23 protein-coding genes are annotated in these 23,723 nt (G+C 56.0%); 14 read left to right on the forward strand and 9 right to left on the reverse strand.

The window, feature by feature from the left end:
- Positions 1-9 precede the first annotated feature (9 nt).
- The gene (locus MUU46_RS16765; RefSeq protein WP_258966108.1) at positions 10-204 is read left to right on the forward strand and encodes a DUF817 family protein; all 195 of its coding nucleotides are present in this window, start codon (positions 10-12) and stop codon (positions 202-204) included.
- 409 nt (positions 205-613) lie between these two features.
- Here the strand turns inward: MUU46_RS16765 and MUU46_RS16770 are convergent, their stop codons facing one another.
- Together MUU46_RS16770 and MUU46_RS16775 are read right to left on the reverse strand one after the other, a co-directional pair.
- A complete protein-coding gene (locus tag MUU46_RS16770) occupies positions 614-1,255 on the reverse strand; it encodes a winged helix-turn-helix transcriptional regulator (RefSeq protein ID WP_258966109.1) in 642 nt (213 codons plus the stop codon).
- Between the two features lie 63 nt (positions 1,256-1,318).
- Positions 1,319-1,711, reverse strand: a complete 393-nt coding sequence (locus MUU46_RS16775) for a helix-turn-helix domain-containing protein (RefSeq protein ID WP_258966110.1) — start codon at positions 1,709-1,711, stop codon at positions 1,319-1,321.
- A 680-nt stretch (positions 1,712-2,391) separates the two neighbouring features.
- Between MUU46_RS16775 and MUU46_RS16780 the strand changes: the two genes are divergently transcribed.
- The 6 genes from MUU46_RS16780 (at position 2,392) to MUU46_RS16805 (ending at position 8,613) form a co-directional block, all read left to right on the forward strand.
- A complete protein-coding gene (locus tag MUU46_RS16780; RefSeq protein WP_159754643.1) occupies positions 2,392-2,919 on the forward strand; it encodes a fimbrial protein in 528 nt (175 codons plus the stop codon).
- Positions 2,920-3,005: 86 nt separating this feature from the next.
- Positions 3,006-3,683 carry a fimbrial biogenesis chaperone gene (locus MUU46_RS16785; RefSeq protein WP_258966111.1) on the forward strand — a complete coding sequence of 226 codons (678 nt, stop codon included), beginning with the start codon at positions 3,006-3,008 and terminating at the stop codon, positions 3,681-3,683.
- A gap of 110 nt (positions 3,684-3,793) precedes the next feature.
- The gene (locus tag MUU46_RS16790; RefSeq protein WP_374685014.1) at positions 3,794-6,346 is read left to right on the forward strand and encodes a fimbria/pilus outer membrane usher protein; all 2,553 of its coding nucleotides are present in this window, start codon (positions 3,794-3,796) and stop codon (positions 6,344-6,346) included.
- Positions 6,347-6,356: 10 nt separating this feature from the next.
- Positions 6,357-7,361 carry a fimbrial protein gene (locus tag MUU46_RS16795; protein ID WP_258966112.1) on the forward strand — a complete coding sequence of 335 codons (1,005 nt, stop codon included), beginning with the start codon at positions 6,357-6,359 and terminating at the stop codon, positions 7,359-7,361.
- A 49-nt stretch (positions 7,362-7,410) separates the two neighbouring features.
- Complete coding sequence (locus MUU46_RS16800) at positions 7,411-7,920, forward strand: fimbrial protein (protein ID WP_159754632.1); 510 nt, start codon at positions 7,411-7,413, stop codon at positions 7,918-7,920.
- A 51-nt stretch (positions 7,921-7,971) separates the two neighbouring features.
- On the forward strand, positions 7,972-8,613 hold the full coding sequence (locus tag MUU46_RS16805; RefSeq protein ID WP_258966113.1) for a LuxR C-terminal-related transcriptional regulator: 642 nt from the start codon (positions 7,972-7,974) through the stop codon (positions 8,611-8,613).
- 146 nt (positions 8,614-8,759) lie between these two features.
- On the opposite strand, the gene fepC is transcribed toward MUU46_RS16805, so the two are convergent.
- Genes fepC through fepD form a run of 3 tightly spaced genes read right to left on the reverse strand, consistent with a single transcriptional unit; the run spans position 8,760 to position 11,550 of the window.
- Positions 8,760-9,554 (reverse strand): iron-enterobactin ABC transporter ATP-binding protein, encoded by a 795-nt coding sequence (fepC, locus tag MUU46_RS16810; protein ID WP_159754626.1) that lies wholly within the window; start codon positions 9,552-9,554, stop codon positions 8,760-8,762.
- On the reverse strand, positions 9,551-10,543 hold the full coding sequence (gene fepG / locus MUU46_RS16815; protein ID WP_258966114.1) for an iron-enterobactin ABC transporter permease: 993 nt from the start codon (positions 10,541-10,543) through the stop codon (positions 9,551-9,553). The genes fepC and fepG overlap by 4 nt, the downstream gene beginning before the upstream one ends.
- Complete coding sequence (gene fepD, locus MUU46_RS16820) at positions 10,540-11,550, reverse strand: Fe(3+)-siderophore ABC transporter permease (protein ID WP_159754620.1); 1,011 nt, start codon at positions 11,548-11,550, stop codon at positions 10,540-10,542. The genes fepG and fepD overlap by 4 nt, the downstream gene beginning before the upstream one ends.
- A 111-nt stretch (positions 11,551-11,661) precedes the next feature.
- Here fepD and entS point away from each other — a divergent pair, with 111 nt between their 5' ends.
- Positions 11,662-12,897, forward strand: a complete 1,236-nt coding sequence (entS, locus tag MUU46_RS16825; protein ID WP_258966115.1) for an enterobactin transporter EntS — start codon at positions 11,662-11,664, stop codon at positions 12,895-12,897.
- A 91-nt stretch (positions 12,898-12,988) separates the two neighbouring features.
- Here the strand turns inward: entS and fepB are convergent, their stop codons facing one another.
- On the reverse strand, positions 12,989-13,948 hold the full coding sequence (fepB, locus tag MUU46_RS16830; protein WP_159754614.1) for a Fe2+-enterobactin ABC transporter substrate-binding protein: 960 nt from the start codon (positions 13,946-13,948) through the stop codon (positions 12,989-12,991).
- 175 nt (positions 13,949-14,123) lie between these two features.
- Between fepB and entC the strand changes: the two genes are divergently transcribed.
- The 5 genes from entC to entH are packed head-to-tail and all read left to right on the forward strand — an operon-like array spanning position 14,124 to position 18,950.
- Positions 14,124-15,299: an isochorismate synthase EntC gene (gene entC / locus MUU46_RS16835; RefSeq protein WP_258966116.1), complete on the forward strand. Its 1,176-nt coding sequence runs from the start codon at positions 14,124-14,126 to the stop codon at positions 15,297-15,299.
- 9 nt (positions 15,300-15,308) lie between these two features.
- Positions 15,309-16,919: a (2,3-dihydroxybenzoyl)adenylate synthase EntE gene (entE, locus tag MUU46_RS16840; RefSeq protein WP_258966378.1), complete on the forward strand. Its 1,611-nt coding sequence runs from the start codon at positions 15,309-15,311 to the stop codon at positions 16,917-16,919.
- A gap of 11 nt (positions 16,920-16,930) precedes the next feature.
- Positions 16,931-17,782, forward strand: a complete 852-nt coding sequence (locus MUU46_RS16845) for an isochorismatase (protein WP_258966117.1) — start codon at positions 16,931-16,933, stop codon at positions 17,780-17,782.
- Positions 17,782-18,537, forward strand: coding sequence for a 2,3-dihydro-2,3-dihydroxybenzoate dehydrogenase EntA (entA, locus tag MUU46_RS16850; RefSeq protein WP_258966118.1), 756 nt, complete (start codon positions 17,782-17,784; stop codon positions 18,535-18,537). Before MUU46_RS16845 ends, entA begins: the two co-directional genes overlap by 1 nt.
- Positions 18,537-18,950, forward strand: a complete 414-nt coding sequence (gene entH, locus MUU46_RS16855) for a proofreading thioesterase EntH (RefSeq protein ID WP_258966119.1) — start codon at positions 18,537-18,539, stop codon at positions 18,948-18,950. Before entA ends, entH begins: the two co-directional genes overlap by 1 nt.
- A 51-nt stretch (positions 18,951-19,001) precedes the next feature.
- Here the strand turns inward: entH and MUU46_RS16860 are convergent, their stop codons facing one another.
- From MUU46_RS16860 to MUU46_RS16870, 3 genes are read right to left on the reverse strand one after another with little or no spacing between them, the layout of a single operon-like run.
- Positions 19,002-20,114, reverse strand: coding sequence for a M20 family metallopeptidase (locus tag MUU46_RS16860; RefSeq protein WP_258966120.1), 1,113 nt, complete (start codon positions 20,112-20,114; stop codon positions 19,002-19,004).
- Positions 20,115-20,127: 13 nt separating this feature from the next.
- Positions 20,128-20,592, reverse strand: a complete 465-nt coding sequence (locus MUU46_RS16865; protein ID WP_159754593.1) for a YjiG family protein — start codon at positions 20,590-20,592, stop codon at positions 20,128-20,130.
- On the reverse strand, positions 20,589-21,323 hold the full coding sequence (locus MUU46_RS16870) for a nucleoside recognition domain-containing protein (RefSeq protein WP_185153729.1): 735 nt from the start codon (positions 21,321-21,323) through the stop codon (positions 20,589-20,591). The genes MUU46_RS16865 and MUU46_RS16870 overlap by 4 nt, the downstream gene beginning before the upstream one ends.
- Positions 21,324-21,606: 283 nt before the next feature.
- On the opposite strand from MUU46_RS16870, the gene cstA reads away from it, so the two are divergent.
- Complete coding sequence (cstA, locus tag MUU46_RS16875) at positions 21,607-23,712, forward strand: pyruvate/proton symporter CstA (protein WP_159754584.1); 2,106 nt, start codon at positions 21,607-21,609, stop codon at positions 23,710-23,712.
- Positions 23,713-23,723: the final 11 nt, after the last annotated feature.

Here is a 23,723-nt window from a genome sequence, read left to right on the forward strand (position 1 = left end):
GTAGCCAGTATGCTGCCCGCTATACTTCTATTGCCCTTATGGCACCAACCCGCTACGCGTCTGACTGGCGTGAAGCGTTATGGGCTGGAATTATTCAAAACCTCGTCGACGATTGGATCGTGGAGTTACCTGCAGGCGGGCTGGAGTAAAATGGGCGGCGTGCCATTATTCAGCGGATCCATGTGGCGCAGTAGTGGGGATTGAGCCATTCATCAGACCTTTACCCTCACCCTAACCCTCTCCCTAAAAGGGAGAGGGGACCGCTCGGCGCTGGCTTTCTCCCTCGTCCCTTGGAGAGGGGACCGACCGGAGCTGGCTTTCTCCCTCACCCCTTGGAAAGGGGATCAATCGGCGCTGGCTTTCTCTCTCGTCCCTTGGAGAGGGATCGATCGGCGCTGGCTTTCTCCCTCGTCCCTTGGAGAGGGGACCGCTCGGCACTGGTTTTCCCCTCGCCCCTTGGAGAGGGGACCGCTCGGCGCTGGTTATCTCCCTCGTCCCTTGGAGAGGGGACCGCTCGATACTGCTTTTCTCCCTCGCCCTTTGGAGAGAGGACCGCTCGGCGCTGGCTTTCTCCCTCGCCCCCTGGAGAGGGCCGGGGTGAGGGGCAAAGGGCTCAATACTTATCCGGCAAACGATGCACCGCTTTTAGTACACCGTCTTCCATTTCGATATATCCACCTTGCTTAAGCTGTGAGAGCATTTTCATCACCGTGCTGCGTGACAGACGCGTTCTTTCGAGAATGTATTTTGCCGTTGAGATCGATTCACGCAGGTCTGCGGGCTCCCGCATCAGCGTCACCAGCTGAAACTTCATCACGTCGTAGGTACTGGGGGCGGTCATAATTACGTTTTTTTTAAAGAGATTGGTGGCGACGGCGGTCATGTGTTTGACCAACAGCTCCCAGGCGTTATTTTGCCCAATGATGTGATGCGCCCTTTCTGTGGTCAGGGTGGCTATCTGAGCGGCGCTCAGCGTCTCCAGAAACAGGCCTGACTCATGCGGAACTCGGTCAGTAATGCCTATGATGTTTGGCGTTGGGATTGACGAGAGAACAAAGTCATCCGTGCTTCTGCCCATCTTCACGAGACCAGAACGCAGGATGTAGCACATATTCACGTTATTAACGGAAAAGTGCAGCTGTGTGCGGGCCGGAACATCTTCAAACACGACATAGGGCGTGATCAGGTCGATGAGATCATGCGTTGCCTGCGACTTTGCCTGCGTCGTCATGCCTTGCAGAAAAGACTCTTTCATATCAGCACGTATCAGGTTGCAATTTATTACCTTAAATTTAGCAACAGCGTGCGCTTGCGTACATCAATACTTCAGCGGAATGTTATGGATATCCAGCAGTAACCCTTTGTCGGTCGTGATGTAGCCCCCGGTTTTCAACTGCGCCAGGATTTTCATGATGCTACTGCGCGACAAAAAGGTTCTGCTTTGCACATAGTTAGCGATAGTCACGCTCTGGCGAATCACTTCCGGTTCGCTCATTAATTCATACAGCTGATAACGAATAATATCGTATGACGACAGTGACGATATTTTAGTGCAGTGATCGTAAACCCGCGTCACGGTATATATCAGCATCTGCGATAATGATCGCCAGAGATTATTGTCGGCAATAATCTGATTGGCAACCTCCAGCGGCATCCAGCTCACTTCGGACACGTCATGGGTGCGAATGAAAAGATATTCAGGATCCGTCATTTGCGTACTCATTCCGAAAATAAAGGGCGCAGATTCGGTATTCAGTACCATCCCATCAACGCTACGGTAAAGCGACACGCAACCTTTATGCAACAAAAAGCATTTACGCTTTTCGTCATCCACATAGTTAATTATCTGGCGATCTTGTGTTTCAAATTTGTTAGAAAATGGCGTGAGGTGATAAAGCATTTTTTCTATTTCAGCGGTGGGCTTTTTGTTTCTGAGATACGCATCATCAGAGAAAAAGAACTTTTGTTGTTCATTTACAGTCATTTATGTCACCTCTCGCAAACCCAGGAACATTCTTTCGACGTTAATAAGTGGCTGCATTATGGTAAAGAACTTTTATTAAGTGAATAAATGTTGCGGTGTAAAATTACACCGAAAAATACCTTGAGTTTATTGTGCCATTTAATGAAAATTGATTCATGCGGTGAATTAGTGATTGGTGAGTTAGATTAATCTTGAATGCATATCAGTTTGCGCCAAAGGTTCTTATTTGACCGGCTGAAAGTATTTTGCGGTAGGTTTATTTTATTCTCATTAATAAGGGTTTGCTGCACGCCTCAATTGATGATGCAAGGAAGTGCTCAACATAATGGTCAATTACTCTCCTGTAATTGAACGGCATTGTATTGCCTGAATTCGTTGGCACAACTTATACAATAAAGGAAATTATTATGAAAAATAATGTAATCGCTATGGCTATCGCGGCGACCGCTGTGCTGTCTGCGGCTAACTCATTCGCTACGTCTGGCCAGGTTAATTTCACTGGCGAAATTATCGATGCGGGTTGCGATGTTATCAACACCGTCTCTAACCCACTGCAGGTGAACCTGGGGCAGGTGGCTAAATCTGAGTTTGTGAACGCCGGCGATACCGCCGCAGTGACAGGTTTCAACATTCAGCTGACAAACTGCCCGATCTCCGTTTCTACCGCCAGCATCAAGTTCGACGGCGCGGCGCTGAATGGCGATAACAGCGTATTGGCGCTGACTCAAGGCGTAGGAGTGGCAACGGGCGTGGGCATCCAGATCTCTGACCAAAGTGGGGTACTGCCTCTGGCCCAGCAATCAATGGCCTACTCGCTGCAGTCTGGCAGCACCATGAATAACCTGCCGTTCACCGCTCGCTACAAATCCGTAGCCGCGACCGTAACCGCAGGCCCAGCCAACTCTGTCGCTAACTTCAGCGTTATTTACAACTAATACGACGCCCGTCAGGGCTGGAGATTAGTTCACTGGCCGGCGGTAACAGTGCCGGCCATTTTTTATCTCCTCGACAGGAAACGGATATGAAAATTTTTACGGGTTTGATACTGACGGCACTGCTGGTCACATCAACCTTCGCGCAGGCGGGTGTGATTGTGGGCGGCACACGTCTGATTTATGACGGGAGTAAGAAGGAGTCTTCACTGAGCGTCAGTAACCCCGACAAGGCACCTTATTTGGTGCAGTCCTGGGTTGATACCACCTCCGGTGGCGTTGAGAAAGCCCCCTTTATGGTGACCCCTCCGCTGTTTCGTCTGGATGGCGGACAGCAGAACGTTCTGCGCGTGGTCCGTGCGGGCGGCAATCTGCCAAACGACAGAGAATCCCTGTACTGGATGAACATCAAAGCGATTCCTGCCGCAGAGGTCACTCCTAATCAGAACACCCTGCAAATTGCGGTCAAAACGCGAATCAAGCTCATCTACCGCCCGACAGGTCTGAAAGGCACGCCTGAAGACGTGACCCACCAGCTCACATGGCAGCACAGCGGTGACAGCGTGCTGGTCACCAACCCAACGCCGTTTTACATGAACTTTATGCAAATCAGCGTGGCGGGGAAGGCGCTGAAAAACGTGACGTGGGTCGGCCCTCAAAGTACGGCGAAATTTGATCTGCCATCCGGCGTTAGCGGCGGCAGCGTCAGCTGGAAAATTATCAGTGATTACGGCGCCATCGGCCCGGAACACAAGAGCTCAATGTAAAAGCAACGACCCCATAAAAACACAGCTGAAAAGCAAAAGATGTTTTGTCAGGACAGTCCCTGCGGGGCAGGAGTGAATGGATGAATAGCAATATTAAACAGGGCAGGCACATGCCCGAACTCAGAGTAAGCAAGCTGGCGTATTTGATTGCCGGGCAGTTTGTGCTGATGGGCTGTTTTCCGTTCAGCGCCCTGGCGCGTGATGTATTTAACCCGGCGCTGCTGGAAGTGGACGCGCCTCACCAGGGGACGACGGATCTCTCCGTTTTTGAAAACGGAGCAGGCCAGCCGCCGGGTATTTATCACGTCGATATTTATCTGAACAACGATTTTCAGGATACACGTGACGTTGAATTCAGCCTGCAAAAAGACATCTCGGGTAACACGAGTTTGCAGCCATGCCTGAGCGTGGCTGAACTGAATGAGATGGGGGTCAAAACCGCGTTATTCCCGGGATTGGGCGATAACAGCGCCAAATGCGCTCAGCTCGGGGCGATTCCCCAGGCTAAAGCGGAGTTCCGCTTCAGCGGCCAGCAGCTGTTGCTGAGTATTCCGCAGATGGCGGTATCACAGAGTGCTCGCGGCTACGTGCCTGAAACGCAATGGGACAACGGCATCCCCGCTTTTTTGCTCAATTACAGTGTGAGCGGGGCGAATAATTATGCCCGAAGCGGTAACGGGCGGGATAACGACAGCCAATATGCCAACCTGCGTCCAGGTATCAACATCGGTCCGTGGCGGTTGCGAAACTACACCACCTGGAGTCGCGACAGCAGTGGTCAGGACAAGTGGGATACGGTTTATACCTATGCCGCACGCAGCATTGTTTCGCTGAAAAGTCAGCTAGTGATGGGCGACAGCACATCACCGTCTGATGTGTTTGACAGCGTGCCTTTCCGGGGCGCTCAGCTTGCCTCTGATGATGATATGTTGCCTGACAGCCAGAAAGGTTATGCCCCTGTGGTGCGCGGCATCGCCCGTACTAACGCGCAGGTCATCATCCGTCAGAACGGCTACATCATTTACCAAAGCTACGTGTCGCCCGGTGCGTTTGAAATCAACGACATGTACCCGACCGGTGGCTCCGGCGATTTGTACGTGACCATCAAAGAAGCAGATGGCAGCGAACATATCACCGTGGTGCCGTTTGCCTCACTGCCGGTATTGCAACGCGAAGGTCGCCTGAAATACAGCATCACCGGTGGACAGTATCGTTCCTATGACCACAGCGTCGACAATACGTCTTTCAGCCAGGCCACATTAATTTATGGTTTGCCGAAAGGGTTTACCGCCTACGGTGGGAGCCAGTTCGCAAATCACTATCGCTCCATGGCGCTCGGCGTAGGTAAAAACCTCGGTGACTTCGGGGCATTGTCCACCGATGTCACTCAGGCATGGTCCGATTTACACGATCAGGGCAAAGACAGCGGTCAGTCATGGCGGGTGCGTTACAGCAAAAATATCGTCCAGACCGGCACTAACTTTGCGATTGCGGGTTATCGCTACTCGACGAGTGGCTTCTACAGCCTGCAGGAAGTGCTGAATACCTGGCGTGACGAAGGCAATAACGCGCTGTCATTACCGGAGCGTCGACGCAACCGCAGTGAGCTGACCATTAGTCAGAACCTGTGGGAAAACGCCGGTTCGTTATCCGTGAGCTGGATCAGCGAAAACTACTGGAATAGCGACCGGACCATGCGTTCGATCGGTGCGGGGTACAACAATTCGTGGAACGGCGTCAGTTACGGCCTGAACTATAGCTATAACGAGAACTCGGTCACCACCGACGGGACGCAAGTCAGTCGCGTGTACGACCGCGATCAGGTCTTTAGCCTCAATATTAACGTGCCGCTCAGCGCATTTATGCCGAATACCTATGCCAGCTATACACTCAACACCAGCAAAAAGGGCAATACGACCCAAAGCGTGGGTCTGAATGGCACGGCGTTGGAAGACAAGAATTTGAGCTGGAGCGTTCAGGAAGGGTACGGCAGCCAGGGCGTGGGCAATAGCGGCAACCTCAATGCTGATTATCGGGCTACTTATGGCGAAGTAACCGGTGGATACGCCTACGACAACAATACACAGCGCGTTAACTACGGCTTACAGGGTGGAATTGTGGTGCACGAGAATGGCGTGACCTTTGGCCAACCGATGGGTGAGACCGTGACGCTAGTTGAGGCTCCGGGTGCAAAAGCAATTGGCATCGTTAACCAGACTGGGGTGAAAACGGACTGGAGAGGTTATGCCATTGTGCCTTACACCAGCCCATATCGCCGGAATGCCATACAGCTCAATACGGAAACGCTGCCCGATAACGTTGATCTCACATTGACCACCCAGAGCGTAGTGCCCACGCGGGGGGCTGTCGTCCGGGCACGCTACATTGCCAATGTTGGACAACGGGCGCTGATGACGTTGTTAAAACCAAATGGTATGCCGGTTCCCTTTGGCACCCTGGTGACGGACCTGGCACAAAATAATGCGCAGGGATTTATCGTCGGAGACGCGGGGCAAGTGTATTTGACCGGGCTCGCGAACAGCGGAACGCTGGCGGCGAAATGGGGCAACAGCGCGGATCAAAAATGCCAAGTGAGCTTCACCTTGGCGCAAACAACAACTGATGCTGCGAGTGTTCAGACGCTGACAGCGCGTTGTCACTGAGGTCGAGAGTGTGAAACGATTAATACATTTTATATTTGTTCTCGTGTTACTGAGTGGTGGGCTGATTGTAAATATAGCCCAGGCTGAAGGCTGCACAGCAAATACAGCATTAGTTACCGTGCCTACCGAAACCTATAATATGCCATCTGCGGGTGTGCCAATGGGGGCTGTTATTAGTGACTGGATTGAAATGAATTCGCCTTTTGCATCTAATTGCCCTTCGCCTATCTATTCGATTAGCGCTAATTCCTATAATTCATCAACCGGTATGACCTATACTGAAAATGGGATCACCTATCCTGTTTTAGTTTCAGGGGTTACGGGGGTAGGATTTATTGCTGCTATTAAAGCAGGCACCAGCGGTGTTTTTGTGCCCATTCCAGGGACTGGCACTTTTACGCTTTTATCTAACACCGGGCAGTCTGAAGGCAATGCTATTAATGTTGATGTAAAAATAAAATTCATCTCCACGGGAACGTTAACTCCGGGAGTATATACTATTCCACCATTGTATCTGGTCGGTGCTTATATGTTAGATTCGATAGGTACGAAAATGGGGCAAGGGTTTGCTCAGTCCAGCAGTTTTACATTAAATATAACAGCCAGTACTTGTAATGTAACAACGGCAAGCCTGAATGTTAGACTGGCCGACGTCTCGCCAGAAGATTTGCCCGTAACAGGAAGCACTGCAAAAGAACAATTATTTAATGTGGGGCTGAATTGTCAGTCCGGGGTGTATATTTACGCTCAGCTCAATGGTGTTCAGGATAATAATTCCACAGCGGATGGTGTGCTGCAAATAGATAATTATGGGACCGCCAGTGCTTCTCAGGGGGTGGGAATTCAAATATTAAATGGGACGACCCCTATGCCACTGGGTACGCATATGCCCGTTAGGTTTTCCAATGGTGGGACGGAAAATTTACCTTTCACGGCACGTTATTTCCGTACAACTGCAAATATGGCTGCGGGGAGCGCTAATGCTACCGCCACATTAACGATGACCTATCAGTAAGATTGATGGATTTAGCTATGACGGACCAGACAGAACAAAGGAAAGAGTGATGAAAAATAGCTGTTTATTCGTCGGGGTAGCACTGCTCACACTAAGTTGTCTGAGTTCAATGGCGTATGCCGATACGGTGGTGGTGAATATCACCGGAAGAGTCCTTGCCTCGCCTTGCACTCTGGATACAGCCAACTCAGACCAGAATGTCAATCTGGGGGCTGTTCCATCTACCGATCTCGCGACTCCCGGGCAGGTGTCGACCGCGGTTCCTTTTCATCTCGTTGTGAAGTCTTGCCCGGCGGCCACCACTAACGCGATATTGACCTTTGGTGGAACAGAAGATGCTGACGCGCCAGGCCGCTATCTGAACACCGGGACGGCAACCAACGTTGCGGTAGAAGTTTTTCAAGCCAGCACCTTACAAGGGCCTGGCACCACAATAACACTGCCTATTCAGGCGGACCGTACCGCAACCTTTAATCTACAAAGTCGGGTGTATGCCAAGGGGCAATCGACGTCGGGAACCATTATCGCGACACTTCAGGCGACATTTGTTTATCAATAATGGGTCTTATTTGATCGTGCTGTTTGTAAGGAGGGGGAAATGTTACAGATAGTGATAGGCGATAAAAACACATTATACCAAAAAGGAATGGAGAATTTTCTTGAACAGATTTTTTTGCATGAAGAAGGTAGGCTGATTGAACTCCTGACCCTGACCGAAGCGCACGTGGCCATCGCGGATATTATCGTGAAATACTTTGAACCAGGAGAGAGCTATATTTGCAATCCGATATTACGCGAGCGCAAACCAGACAGTTTATTGCTCGGCATTTATGAAGGGAATACCAACCCACATATTGGTGAATTGCCGTTATGCGTCAATAATATTGTGTTTATCAACCGGGCCGAAAGCCTGATTAAAACCCGGGCGGCAATTGTCCGTGGCTGGGGGGATAGCACTCTGGCTGGCTGTAAAAATATCAGGCGTAATTGCCAGTATTGCCTGCACCGAACGCTCTCGCCGCAGCAGGTTAAAGTCGCCGCCCATTTTTATCGCGGGTATAATACGGAAAAAATCGCGAGCGATTTGCAGCTCAACGTGAAAACCGTATACGCGCATAAACGGATGATCATGACCAAATTTAATCTTTATTCCGATTGTGAATTACTGCATTTCCTCAATGGATTAAAAGATCAAAAGCTGACCCAGAATTTATTTTCAGAGTGTCTGGCAGGCAACGAGTGCTTATTTTAATTCACGGAATGAAAAGGGGAAAGGATCGCCCGGTGCCGTTTTTCACGCTCGCGATGAGTCACGGCTTTCTCCCCCGGATACCGGAGCGCTGTTTTTCTTCTTCGCCACGTTGAGGAGAGAGCCGGGATGAAGGTTCTGTTGAGGGACTACCGTTTTCCCAACGGTACAACCAGGGGTGTACCTGCCACCGGGTCTTCAATAATCAGACTGCGCAAACCGTAAATCCGCTCGATAAGCTCCGCAGTCACAATCTCTTTCGGCGCACCCTCGGCGACAATCTGCCCGTCACGCAGGGCAATCAAATGCGTGGCATAGCGACACGCCTGATTGAGATCATGCAGCACCGCCGCCAGCGTATATCCGCGCTCACGATTGAGTTCGCTCAGCAGTTCCAGTAAATCAATTTGGTGACTGATGTCCAGCCAGGTCGTCGGCTCGTCGAGCAGCATGATCGCCGTTTCCTGCGCCAGAACCATCGCAATCCATGCCCGCTGACGTTGGCCACCCGACAGCGTGTCCACACTCTGATTCGCCAGTTCTACCATGCCGGTGGCCTGCATCGCATGGTTCACCGCGTCGTCGTCTTCCTTGCGCCAGCGGGTGAACAACGGCTGGTGGGGATAACGGCCGCGTGCCACCAGCTCCTGCACCGTGATGTCTCCCGGCGTCGTGGCGTTTTGCGCCAACAGGCCGATTCGCCGCGCCACTTCTTTGCTGGCAAAACGCTGGATCTGTTCGCCGTCGAGAAAAACCTGGCCGTGCTGCGGCGTCATCAGGCGGCTTAGGGTGCGCAACAACGTCGATTTTCCGCAGCCGTTGGGACCAATGATCGCGGTAAAATGACCGTCTGGAATGGCAACGTTAAGCCCCTCGGCAATCACTTTTTTGCCGTAGCTCAGCGTTAGTTCTTCGCCACGCAGGCGGGCGGTGGAAGCGGTCATTTTTTACGGGACTCCTGAATAAGCAAGGCGATGAGATACAGACCGCCCAGGCTGACGGTCACCACACCCACTGGCAACTGGTAAGGCATAAACAGCCGCTGCGCGCTGAAATCAGCAAGCGTTAGCAGCAGCGCGCCACACAGCGCCGACTGAGTCAAACCCCAACGCGTGGTGCCGCTGACGCGCCGCGCAATATGCGGGGCCACCAGCGCAATAAAGGAAATTGGCCCCGCCAGCGCGGTGGCGGCTGCGGTCAGTATGACCGCCACCAGCATCATCAATAAGCGCGACCGCTCGACTCGTACGCCGAGCGCGCAGGCGCTGTCGTCGCCCATTTCCAGCAGCCGCATACGGCGCACCAGCAGCGCGGAAAAGACCAGCATCACCAGCAGAATGGGCGCTGCGGGAGTAGTTTTTGCCCACGTCAGGCCGTTGAGTGACCCGGAGAACCACAGCCCGGCAGACTGCGCAGTTTCCAGTGAGGCCTTCAGCAACAGCCAGGTGTTGAACGCCATCAGCATCGCGCGGATGCCAATGCCGATAATGATCAGCCGGAAGGTATCAATTCCGTTGCGCCACGCCAGCAGCCAGACCAGCAAAGACGTGACAATTCCACCCGCCATCGCAGCGAAAACAATCGCTGTCTGATGCTGACCAAACAGCACCATCGCCACCAGCACGCCGCTCCAGGCGCCGGTGTTAAAGCCCATTACGTCCGGGCTGCCAAGCGGGTTGCGCATCAGCGACTGGAAAATTGCGCCGCTGACGCCCAGTGCAGCGCCGACCAGTAGCGCCATCAGCACCCGTGGCAAACGCCATTCGGTGACGACCATCGTCACGTTGCGCGGCGCGTCGCCGAACAGGGCGGCGATAACCTGACTGAAATCCAGCGTGACCACGCCGCTGCGCAGGCTCCAGAGGCTGATAGCCAGGCTCGCCACAATCAGCAACCCAATGCTAACAACCAGTCGGCGGGAAGGGGCCATCATGCGACACCTCCGCGCGACGGCTGGCGGCGCACCAGCCAGATAAGCATCGGCGCGCCGATAAAGGCGCTCACCACCGACACGCGCAGCTCACCCGGCACCAGCAGACGGCCAATAATATCGGCAAACAACAGCAGGGCAGGCGTAGCGAGTAGTGTGACCGGAAGTGACCAACGGTGATCGCCCCCAACCAGCCAGCGCGAAATATGCGGCACCATCAGCCCGATAAACGCAATTGGCCCCACCAGAGCAGTGGCGCTGCCGCTCAGGACGGTTATCACCAGCAGGCCAAGAATTTGGGTGCGCGCCACTTTATTGCCGAGTGCGGTGGCGGTATCCGCACCGAGGCTCAGGCTATTCAGTGAACGACTTAAAGCGAGCGCCACGGCGGTGGCGATAACCACCGGCACCAGCACCACTTTCAGCGTGTCGAGGGAGCGAATATCCAGCGACCCGGCCTGCCAGAAACGCAGCTGATCGTAGACATCGGGATTGAGCAGCGCGATGCCGTTTGACAGACCTTCCAGCACCGCGCCGAGCGCAACGCCCGCCAGTGTCAGACGTACCGGGCTAAGCTGGCCAGCGCCCTGACTGCCGGTGAACGCCACCAGCAGCGAGGCAATCAGCGCGCCGCAAAAGGCGAGTAGTAGCTGTTCCTGCGGCAGCGTGAAACCAAACAGTGCGGCACCCAGCACAATCGCAAAGCTGGCTCCGGCGTTAACGCCAAGAATGCCGGGGTCGGCCAGGGGGTTACGGGTGAGGGTTTGCATCAGCGCCCCCGCGAGGCCGAGTGCTCCGCCCGCTAACAGACCGGCGAGGGTGCGCGGTAATCGTGCCTCGAGAACAATGGTGCAATCGGCGCTTTGGCAGCTGCCGGACAGGGCGTCGAAAACCACATTCAGCGGCAGCGGTTTAGCGCCAATCAGCAGGCTGATCGCGGCAGCGACAATAAGCAGAATGAGTAATCCGGGCACGGCGACGGCGCGCAGCGCGGCGGGAGAAAACGACATAGCAACGTCCATGATGTGATAATGATAGTAATTATCGTTCTCGATCTTATTCGCCTATGTTAGCATGTGCGGCCCCGGAAATGGTACCGAAAGTTCGTTGAAGGCCCCGTCATGCAAAGACAATCCTGGCTGTTGAATCTCAGCCTGCTCAAGACTCATCCGGCGTTTCGCGCCGTCTTTATTGCCCGTTTTATCTCCATTCTTTCTCTTGGCCTGCTCGGCGTTGCCGTGCCGGTACAAATCCAGTCGTTGACCCATTCCACCTGGCACGTCGGGCTGGCGGTGACGCTCACCGGCGCGGCGATGTTTATTGGCCTGATGCTTGGCGGCGTGCTGGCTGATCGCTACGAACGCAAAAAGCTGATTCTGCTGGCGCGCGGCACCTGCGGCATTGGTTTTCTAGGCCTGTGGCTCAATGCGCTGTTGCCTGAACCGTCGCTGCTGGCGATTTATCTGCTTGGCATTTGGGACGGCTTGTTTGCATCGATTGGCGTGACCGCGCTGTTGGCGGCGACGCCTGCGCTGGTCGGGCGCGAGAACCTGATGCAGGCGGGGGCGATTACGATGCTCACCGTGCGTCTGGGTTCGGTGATTTCACCGATGGTCGGCGGGCTGCTGCTGGCGAGCGGCGGTTTCTCCTGGAACTACCTGTTGGCCGCGCTCGGCACCTTTATCACCACCCTGACATTACTGCGCCTGCCGCAGTTGCCCCCGCCGCCATCGCCGCGAGAGCATCCGCTGAAATCCCTTATGGCCGGGCTGCGTTTCCTGTTTAACAGCCCGCTGATTGGCGGTATCGCGCTGCTCGGCGCTCTTGTGACCATGGCCAGCGCGGTACGCGTTCTGTATCCGGCGCTGGCGATGAGCTGGCAGATGTCGGCGGCGCAGATTGGCTTGCTGTATGCGGCGATCCCGCTCGGCGCGGCGTTTGGCGCCTTGACCAGCGGCAATCTGGCGCGTAGCGAAAAGCCGGGGCAAATCATGTTGTTCACCACGGTGGGCTCGTTTGTGGCGATTGGGATGTTCAGCCTGATGCCAGTGTGGGCGCTGGGCGCGCTGTGTCTGGCGCTGTTTGGCTGGTTGAGCGCCATCAGTTCGCTGCTGCAATACACCCTGATTCAGACGCAAACCCCGGAAGCGATGCTCGGCCGAATTAACGGTTTGTGGACGGCGCAGAACGTCACCGGCGATGCCATCGGCGCGGCGATTTTAGGCGGGTTTGGCGCAATGCTCACACCGGTCGCGGCGGCATCCGCCAGCGGATGGGCGTTAGCGATTGTCGGCGTAATATTGGTGCTATTGCTGGGTGAGTTGCGCCGCTTCCGCCAGCAAACGGCAACGGCCTGAATGGCGGATATTTGCCCGGCGGCGCCAGCTGCCGGGCTTCCAGAAGGTGTCTTGTCGGCCCGTGTAAGCGTAGCGCCACCGGGCACGGTCATCAGCCAAATAAGGTTTCCAGGCGCTGCAATACCCGCATCGCGCTGTAATAATCGAGGCGGAATGTTTCGGTGCCGAGCGCATACACCCGCTTGTTTTGCACGGCGGAGAGGTGCGACAACAGCGGATTCGCTTCGATGGCGTCGGTATCTTTCTGATCCCCGGCAAACACGAACAGCGACTGACCGTTCAAGCCTTCCGCCAGATTTTCCCCGCCAAGCTGAATGATGTCATGCCGTTTGCCCTGACTCTGACTGGTGTGCAGCCCGGCAGGCAGCGGCGCAAGGGTAAAGCCTAACTGTTCGAGCAATTTTCCCTGCGCGGATTCCGGCGTCCACAGGTTGGCGCTGTGCGCTGCGGCGGTGTACACCAGCGCGCTGACCGGCTGCGGCGGCAGTTTCATCTGCTGTTTGAGCGTCGCGAGCTGCTTATCAAATTGCGCAATGCGTTGGGTGGCCTGTTTTTCCTGTCCGGTGATGGTCCCAAGCTGAGTCAACAAACCCTGCCAGCTCTGGTCGTCGTAGTTAATGATAAGCGTTGGGGCGATGGTCGACAGCTGATCGTACAGGGCCAGCGCAGAATCCCCACCGGTGGCGCTGATGAGGATTAAATCCGGCATTTGCGCGGCAACCGCTTCGGCGTTTGGCTCACCGATATACAGCCGGGTGAGTTTGCGCTGTTTCGCCACCTCGCCCCATTGACGCAGAAAACCCTGCTCGTCGGCCACGCGGTTGTTCGGGGTGGTTGCCCCGCTGGCTACAACCGGTGCGTCAATCGCCAGCAGCGAGCCGGTGAGGGTTACGCTGGTGGAAACAATGCGCAGTGGTTTGTGCTCTAGCGTATGCGCGCCTCGGCTATCGGTGACCTGACGCGGCCAGTCGGCGGCGAAGGATGAGGTTAATCCTAAAAGGCAAAGCCCGGAAAACAGCAGGGTATTACGGAGGAAAACGGGGAATTTCACGACGTCAAAGTCCTGTTTGGTTGATGTTAATGAATCTCATTTTCACTTCAGTGTGCCACAGATGCAAGCCGAATGATCAGTCTGAAGTTGACAAGGGGGCGTTTTACTTTTAGCTTACCGAACCAAAATATAAATGATAATTATTCGTAATATCTTTATCGTTTTGGAGGATGATATGGAAACGTCACTGGCCGACGCCGGGCAGGAAGTCGCACCAACGCTGTCACCTGATAGCTTCTTTTTTATGTCGCCGTACCGCAGTTTCACCACCTCCGGCTGTTTTCGTCGTATCGAACAGCCCGTGGAAGGCGGTGAAGATCTGACGGGCGCGTTCCAGCGCACCCTCGCCAGCGCCTTTGCTGACGCCAAAGCGGCCGGTATCGCCCGCCCGATGTTGGTCGGTGCCATTCCGTTTGATACCACTCAGCCTTCCGCGCTGTTTATTCCCCAACGCAGCGCGGCGTTTTCCCGCACCGCTAAGCAGCACTCCGCGCCGTATGCCGCCAGCATGAAACCGATGCAGGTAGAGGCGCGTCAGGACATTCCTGAGCAGGAGCTGTTTATGGCAATGGTGGCGAGCGCTGCGGAGCTGACCGCCACCCCGAAAGTTGACAAAGTGGTGCTGTCGCGTCTGATTGAACTGACCACCGACGTGAATGTGGACACCGGCGCACTGCTGGAACGCCTGATTGCGCAGAACCCGGCGAGCTTCAACTTCCACGTGCCGCTGCCCGACGGCGGTGTGTTGCTGGGCGCGAGCCCAGAGCTGCTGCTGCGCAAAGAGGGGGCGCATTTCAGCTCGCTGCCGCTGGCGGGTTCTGCCCGTCGTCAGCCTGATAACGTGCTGGACCGGGAAGCGGGCAACCGTCTGTTGGCTTCACAGAAAGATCGCCATGAGCACGATTTAGTGACCCAGGCGATGAAGAACGTCCTGACGCCGCGCAGTGAAATGCTGTCGCTGCCGTCCTCACCGCAGCTCATCACCACCCCGACGCTGTGGCATCTGGCGACGCCGATTGAAGGCGAAGCGAAAGCGGATGAAAACGCGCTGTCACTGGCCTGTTTGCTGCACCCGACTCCGGCGCTGAGCGGCTTCCCGCATGACGTCGCCAAACAATTGATCGCCGAACTGGAGCCATTCGAACGCGAGCTTTTCGGCGGCATCGTCGGCTGGTGCGATGCCGAAGGCAACGGCGAATGGGTGGTCACCATCCGCTGCGCGAAAGTGCGCGCCAACCACATTCGTCTGTTTGCTGGCGCGGGCATTGTGCCTGCCTCTTCACCGCTCGGTGAATGGCGCGAAACCGGCGTCAAACTCACCACCATGCTGAATGTGTTTGGCCTTAATTAAGGATTAATGATGAGTGTTGCATTTACGCCCTGGCCGGACGATTTAGCGGCCCGCTACCGCGAGAAAGGCTACTGGCAGGATCGACCGCTGACCGATTTTCTGACGCGTCATGCAGACTGCGAAAGCGTGGCGGTGATCGACGGCGCTCGTTGTTTTAGCTATCGCGAACTCAACGAGCGAGTGGATAACCTCGCGTCTTCGTTGCAGCGTCAGGGGCTGAAAACGGGCGATACCGCGCTGGTGCAACTGGGCAACGTGGCAGAATTTTACGTCACTTTTTTCGCTTTACTGCGCATCGGCGTGGCGCCGGTGAATGCGCTGTTCAGCCATCAGCGCAGCGAACTGCAGGCCTATGCCGCGCAAATCGAACCGGCCATTTTGATTGCTGACCGCCAGCATGCGCTGTTTGCCGACGACGTGTTCCTCAACGCCTTCGTCGATGCGCACCGTTCCGTGCGAGCGGTTTTGCTGCATAATGACGACGGCGAGCACAATCTGGCGGCGGCGATAGCGCATCCGGCTGACAACTTCGTGGCGACGCCGACCGGCGCGGGTGAAGTGGCATTCTTCCAGCTCTCCGGCGGCAGTACCGGGACGCCGAAGCTTATCCCGCGCACCCACAACGATTACGCCTACAGCATTCGTCGCAGCAATGAGATTTGCGCCTTTGACCAGAACACGCGCTACCTGTGTGCGCTCCCTGCGGCGCATAACTACGCGTTAAGTTCCCCTGGTGCGCTCGGCGTTTTCCTCGCCCAGGGCTGCGTGATTCTGGCGGCGGACCCAAGCGCCACACTCTGTTTCCCGCTGATTGAACAGCATCAGATTACCGTCGCGGCGCTGGTGCCTCCGGCAGTAAGCCTGTGGCTACAGGCGATTCACGAATGGAACAGCAATGCGGCATTAGCCTCGCTGACGCTGCTGCAAGTGGGCGGCGCGCGTCTGTCGGCCACGCTGGCGGCGCGTATCCCAGCAGAAATTGGCTGTCAGTTACAGCAGGTATTTGGCATGGCGGAAGGGCTGGTGAACTATACCCGGCTCGACGATCCTCCGGAACGCATTATCAACACCCAGGGCTGCCCGATGTCGCCCGACGACGAAGTGTGGGTGGCCGATGCTGACGGTAATCCATTGCCGCGCGGCGAAGTGGGTCGCCTGATGACCCGAGGGCCGTACACCTTCCGTGGCTATTACAAAAGCCCGGAGCACAACGCCAGCGCCTTTGATGCCAACGGATTTTACGGCTCCGGCGATCTGATTTCGATCGATGAACACGGCTACGTCACCGTGCAGGGCCGCGAGAAAGATCAGATCAACCGTGGGGGTGAAAAGATCGCCGCCGAAGAGGTTGAAAACCTGCTGCTGCGCCACGACGAGGTGATTCATGCGGCGCTGGTCAGCATGGAAGACAGCCTGCTCGGCGAAAAGAGCTGCGCCTGGCTGGTGACCAAAACGCCATTACGGGCGGTGGCGGTACGCCGCTTCCTGCGTGAACAGGGCGTCGCAGAATTCAAACTGCCGGATCGCGTGGAGTGCGTGGACGCACTGCCGCTGACGCCGGTCGGGAAAGTTGATAAAAAACAATTACGTCAGTGGATTGCGAACCGCACCCTGGCCTGAAGGAGAAGAGTATGGCAATTCCAAAACTGCAGGCCTACGCACTGCCAACCGCCGCTGATATTCCGGCCAACAAAGTTAACTGGGTGTTTGAACCTGCCCGTGCGGCGCTGCTGATCCACGATATGCAGGAGTATTTCCTCAATTTCTGGGGTGAAAATAGCGCGATGATGGAAACCGTGGTGGCGAACATCAAAGCCCTGCGCGACTTCGCCAAAAAGAACAACATTCCGGTCTATTACACCGCCCAGCCGAAAGAGCAGAGCGACGAAGACCGGGCACTGCTGAACGACATGTGGGGGCCGGGTTTGACCCGCTCGCCGGAGCAGCAGCGCGTGATTACCGCACTCGCCCCGGATGAAGCCGACACCGTGCTGGTGAAATGGCGCTACAGCGCATTCCATCGTTCGCCGCTGGAAGAAATGCTGAAAGAGACCGGGCGTAATCAGCTGATTATCACCGGCGTTTACGCGCACATCGGCTGCATGACGACCGCCACCGACGCGTTTATGCGCGACATCAAACCGTTTTTCGTTGCCGATGCGCTGGCGGATTTCAGCCGCGAAGAACATCTGATGTCGCTGAAATACGTCGCGGGCCGTTCCGGTCGGGTAGTGATGACCGAAGAACTGCTGCCGTTGCCTGCGTCAAAAGCGGCGCTGCGGGCTGCCATTCTGCCGCTGCTGGATGAATCCGACGAGCCGCAGGATGACGAAAACCTGATTGATTACGGTCTGGATTCAGTGCGGATGATGGCCCTGGCGACGCGCTGGCGCAAAGTCCATGCGGATATCGACTTTGTGATGTTAGCCAAAAAACCCACGATTGATGCCTGGTGGGCGCTGCTGTCCCGCGAGGTTAAGTGATGGCCGGATTCGATTTTCACGGCAAAACCGTATGGGTCACCGGCGCGGGCAAAGGCATTGGCTTCGCCACTGCGCAGGCGTTTGCTGAGGCGGGCGCAGAGGTGACCGGGTTTGATCTGGCATTCGACCAGGCCGACTATCCGTTCACCACGATAAAAATGGACGTGGCGGACTCGCAGCAGGTGATGCTGGTTTGCGCGCCGCTGCTGCATGATTTGGCGCGCCTTGACGTGCTGGTGAATGCCGCCGGGATTTTGCGCATGGGTGACACGGATACCCTGAGCCTGTCCGACTGGCAGCAGACGTTTGCGGTTAACGTCGGCGGGGCGTTCAACCTGTTCCAGCAGACGATGGCGAAGTTTCGCCAGCAGCAGGGCGGGGCGATTGTTACCGTGGCGTCGGATGCCGCACACACGCCACGCATCGGCATGAGCGCGTACGGCGCGTCAAAAGCGGCGTTGAAAAGCCTCGCGCTGACCGTCGGACTGGAGCTTTCGGCCAGCGGCGTGCGCTGTAATCTGGTTTCACCGGGTTCGACCGATACCGATATGCAGCGTACGCTGTGGGTCAGTGACGACGCGGAACAGCAACGTATTCGCGGCTTCGGCGAGCAGTTTAAGCTCGGCATTCCGCTGGGTAAAATTGCGCGCCCGCAGGAGATTGCCAGTACCATTCTGTTCCTCGCCTCGGATAGCGCCAGCCACATCACGTTGCAGGATATCGTGGTGGACGGCGGCTCGACGCTGGGGGCGTGATGATCTGGATTCGACATTTATCGCTTGAAGAGCTGAACACCACCAGTGCGGCGACGATGGTGGCACATCTGGGCATCGTGTATACCCGGCTCGGCGACGACACGCTGGAGGCCGACATGCCGGTGGATGCGCGTACGCATCAGCCGTTTGGTCTACTGCACGGCGGCGCATCAGCCGCGCTGGCGGAAACGCTGGGGTCGATGGCGGGTTATCTGATGACCCGTGAAGGTGAGTGTGTCGTGGGTACCGAGCTTAACGCCACCCATCATCGCGCGGTGTCACAGGGGAAAGTGCGCGGCGTGTGCCAGCCGCTACACCTCGGTAAGCAGACCCAAAGCTGGGAGATTGTGGTGTTCGACGAGCAAGGGCGGCGCTGCTGTACCTGCCGGTTGAGTACCCGGGTATTGGGGTAACCTGTACGGTCCCGGCTCCATACGCATAAGTAAAAGGGCCGGGACAGAACTTTACAGCATTGAGACCACCCGTTTCAGTAAGCGAATTCGTGGTTCAATCGACGCTTTATCCAGCCACTCTGCCGGGCTGTGGAAACCTGCACCAATCGGCCCTAAACCATCGAGCGTTGGGATACCGAGTGCTGCGGTATGGTTGGCATCACTGCCGCCGCCCACGGCCTGCCAGCTAATGGCGATGCCTTCCTCTTTTCCCGCCGCTTCAACATGCTGCATCAGGTATTGCGTCCCCTCGCTCGCCGCCATCGCCGGTTTATGGTTCACGCGGGTCAGCGTGGTGGTTACACCGTCGAGAAACCCTTTTTCGCACAGTGATCTCAGGGCGTAATGCACCCGATCATATTCGTCGTTTTCCCAGAAGCGGACATCCAGTTCCGCTCCCGCGCTGTCCGCAACTACATTTGCTGCGCTGCCCCCCTGAATCACGCCAACATTGAGCGTGGTGCCGCGAGCGGTGTCTGCCAGCGCATTGATGGCGAGGATGCTTTGGGCAAGAGCGTTAATGGCCGAGCGGCCTTTCTCTGGTTCGTTGCCCGCATGCGCTGCCACGCCAGTAAAGGTGAGGTGATAACCGGCCATCCCTTTACGTGCTTTCACCAGCGACCCATCGGCGCGAGCAGCTTCGCACACCAGCACGCAGCGTGAGCGTTTGGCGAGCGAGCCTATCCATTCATGCGACCAGACTGACCCGGTCTCCTCATCCGGGTTCATCGCCACTGCAATTGCCAGCCTTTCTTTATCAGCTTCATTCAGCCCGCGCATAGCCCACAGAATATTCAGCAGTCCACTTTTCATATCCGAAACGCCTGGGCCGTACAGGCGGTTCTCATCTGCACTCATTGGCCGTTCGGCGACGGTACCGGCGGCAAAAACCGTATCCAGGTGGCCCACCAGCAGGACATCGAATTGCTCAGCGTGTGGCTTGTTGCTGACAAACAGGCCCGGGCCGACTTTATCGCCCAAATCCACGCGCTTGGTATGCCAGCCTTCAGCCTGCCAGAGCGATTGCATAATCCCTGCTACCGTGGCGACACCGTCCAGTGTGCGGGTGCCGCAATCGACATTTACCAGTGTTTTCAGTTCTTCAATGTATTGATTCAGATTCATTGTGACGTCCTGTTCAGAGAATAATGCGCATCAGCAGCATGGCTAAAAAGGCATTGATGACCGAGATAGCAATCATCAGAGGGATACGTTTGGCGCGGGTGCCTATGACCCCGAGAATGCGGCCCAGGTACTGAACCTGCGAACCCATCAGATAGATAGCAGGGGCCAGAATCGCCAGGTGTTCGCCGGTGAGAATACCTTTATCAAATAGCCCGATAGCGACACCGATAGCGCCGCCCATCGACATCCAGCCGCCAATCAGCACTGCGGCGGCTTCTCCTGGCAGACCAAACAACCCCATCAGCGGTGCGAAGACGATCCCCAGCCCCTTCAGTGCGCCAGTGATTTCGAGCGCTTTGATGATGATGAACGCCATCACCACATTAGGCAGGGTACTGGTTGTCGCGATATTCCAGCCCTTGCGGGCGCCAGCGACGAATACATCGGTAATGACCGGGTTTGCAGTGGGGGCGCTCATGAGGCTTCTCCTTGTGCGGCGGTCGCGCTAGTTGGGGTTGTGGCTTTCTTCTCTGTAAAGGTCAGGATCAGCCGCATGATATTGGCACCGACAATTTTCATAATGAACATCACGGCGACACAGGCGCCAATCGAGGTGGGAACTGCTGAGCTACCGTCAAGAGCGACCAGGGTAAACAGGATCGCACCTGAGGAGAAAAAGTTGGTGATCATCGCGCCAGCAGAGAACTGGAACATAGCAAAGATATCTTTCTCTTTCTCGGTTATCTGTCCTTCATCGGCAAGATTGCGGGTCAGGGAGGCGCCGACATCGGTACTCTGCAGGCTGCCAATCAGCGCCAGCCCGGTGGTGCCGGGGATACCCATCAGCGGGCGTAATAGCGGGGTCAGCAGGCGACGCGCGGCCCGCAGCGCGCCGTAATGTTCCAGCACGTTGATCATGCCGAGGGCGAACATCACGGCGGGGATCAGCCCCAGAGCGAACAGGAATCCGTCCATTGCGCCATGACCGCCGCTACCGCGAAACGCGGAAGTCGTTGTGGTTATCGTTTCTCCTTGTTGATTCACCCCGCTGACGACTTTGCCGAAGGCGCCGTTGAGAGTGGTGAAATCAAACACGCCATACCATTCTTTACCGCCGAGCAAGCCTGAGAAAAAAACGGCGGCAAAAGCCAGAGCGAAGTACGCACCGGGTCCAACTCTGTTTTCCTGCGCTTGTGAACTCATCTCCATTTCCTTGTAGTGTGTATGTTGCCGCTTCATTCTGGCGATAAGATGCTGAAAAAAAATGATACAAATCATTTGATAATGGCGGGAGAGAAAGCAAATGCGAAAAGTGTGATGTTCAGAGTTTTCCCGGAAGGGGAAGCGCAGCGGCGGAGAGTGATCGACTTAACAATGTCATGTAAATACCCCCCATTATCTCTGTTTTCCTCGGTTATCAGGTTGTTAAATCCGGAAGGGGTGTTATAGATACAAAATGTAACAACTTCCCCTCCACTGACGGAATTAGACCATGAATAACCCAGGGAAATACCTGATATGGGCCGTTCTCTCGATCGTGGGAGCCTTCGCCCTTGGCTATATTGCGCTTAACCGCGGTGAACAGATAAATGCCTTATGGATTGTCGTGGCGGCAGTCTGTATTTATCTCATTGCCTACCGTTTTTACGGCCAGTTCATCGCTAAAAAAGTGCTGGAGGTTGACCCGACGCGGATGACGCCTGCGGTGCGCCATAACGACGGGCTCGACTACGTTCCGACCGACAAAAAAGTGCTGTTCGGTCACCATTTTGCGGCGATTGCCGGAGCGGGACCGCTGGTCGGCCCGGTGCTGGCGGCACAAATGGGCTATCTACCGGGGATGATTTGGATCCTGGCGGGTGTAGTGCTGGCCGGGGCGGTGCAGGACTTTATGGTGCTGTTTGTCTCCACGCGCCGCGACGGGCGTTCGCTCGGCGAACTGGTAAAAGAGGAAATGGGGGCCACCGCGGGCGTTATCGCGTTAATCGCCACTTTTATCATTATGGTGATCATCCTCGCGGTGCTGGCGATGATCGTGGTGAAAGCCCTGACTCATAGCCCGTGGGGCACGTATACCGTGATCTTCACCATACCGCTGGCGATTTTCATGGGGATCTACATTCGCTATCTGCGCCCGGGTCGCATTGGTGAAGTGTCGGTGATTGGCCTGGTGATGCTGGTGTTCGCCATTATTTCGGGTGGCTGGGTTGCGGAAAGCCCGACGTGGGCGCCGTGGTTTGATTTCACCGGCGTGCAACTGACCTGGATGCTGGTGGGCTACGGTTTCGTGGCGGCGGTGCTGCCGGTGTGGCTGCTACTGGCCCCGCGTGATTACCTGTCTACCTTCCTGAAAATCGGCACCATTCTCGGCCTGGCAATCGGCATTCTGATCCTGCGTCCGACGCTGACCATGCCTGCGCTGACGAAATTTATCGACGGCACCGGCCCGGTCTGGACCGGTAGCCTGTTCCCGTTCCTGTTTATCACTATCGCCTGTGGGGCGGTATCGGGCTTCCACGCGCTGATTGCCTCCGGGACCACGCCGAAGATGCTGGCGAATGAAGGCCAGGCCTGCTTTATCGGCTACGGCGGGATGCTGATGGAATCCTTCGTGGCGATCATGGCACTGGTGGCGGCCTGTATTATTGATCCGGGCGTTTACTTCGCGATGAACAGCCCGATGGCGGTGCTGGCGCCGGCCGGAACCACGGATGTGGTGGCGTCAGCCGCACAGGTTGTCAGTAGCTGGGGCTTTGTGGTCACGCCGGATACGCTTACGCAGATTGCAAAAGAAGTTGGTGAGCAGTCGATTATTTCCCGCGCGGGCGGGGCGCCGACGCTGGCGGTTGGCATGGCGTACATCCTGCACGGTTCGCTTGGCGGGCTGATGGACATCTCCTTCTGGTATCACTTCGCGATTCTGTTTGAAGCGCTGTTTATTCTCACCGCGGTCGATGCCGGAACGCGCGCGGCCCGCTTTATGCTTCAGGATCTACTCGGCGTTATCAGCCCGAACCTGAAACGCACCGACTCGCTGCCCGCGAACCTGCTGGCAACAGCGCTGTGCGTGCTGGCCTGGGGTTACTTCCTGCATCAGGGCGTGGTTGATCCGTTAGGCGGCATTAATACCCTGTGGCCGCTGTTTGGCATCGCCAACCAGATGCTGGCCGGAATGGCGCTGATGCTTTGCGCGGTGGTGCTGTTCAAAATGAAACGTCAGCGATATGCCTGGGTGGCGCTGGTGCCGACCGCGTGGCTGCTGATTTGTACCCTCGCGGCGGGCTGGCAGAAAGCGTTTAGTGCGGATACCAAAGTGGGCTTCCTCGCGATTGCGAACAAGTTCCAGGCGATGATCGACAGTGGTAAAATTCCGGCGCAATACACTGAATCTCAGCTCTCACAGCTGGTGTTCAATAACCGGCTCGATGCCGGGCTGACTATCTTCTTTATGGTGGTGGTCGTGGTGCTGGCGCTCTATTCGGTGAAAACCGCACTGGCGGCGCTGAAGGAAGATAAACCGACCGCGAAAGAGACGCCGTATGAACCGATGCCGGAGAACGTCGGGCAGATTGTCGCTCAGGCGAAAAACGCGCATTAAGTCGTTTAACG

This window comes from Scandinavium tedordense (assembly GCF_024764965.1).
Taxonomy (GTDB): Bacteria; Pseudomonadota; Gammaproteobacteria; order Enterobacterales; family Enterobacteriaceae; genus Scandinavium; species Scandinavium tedordense.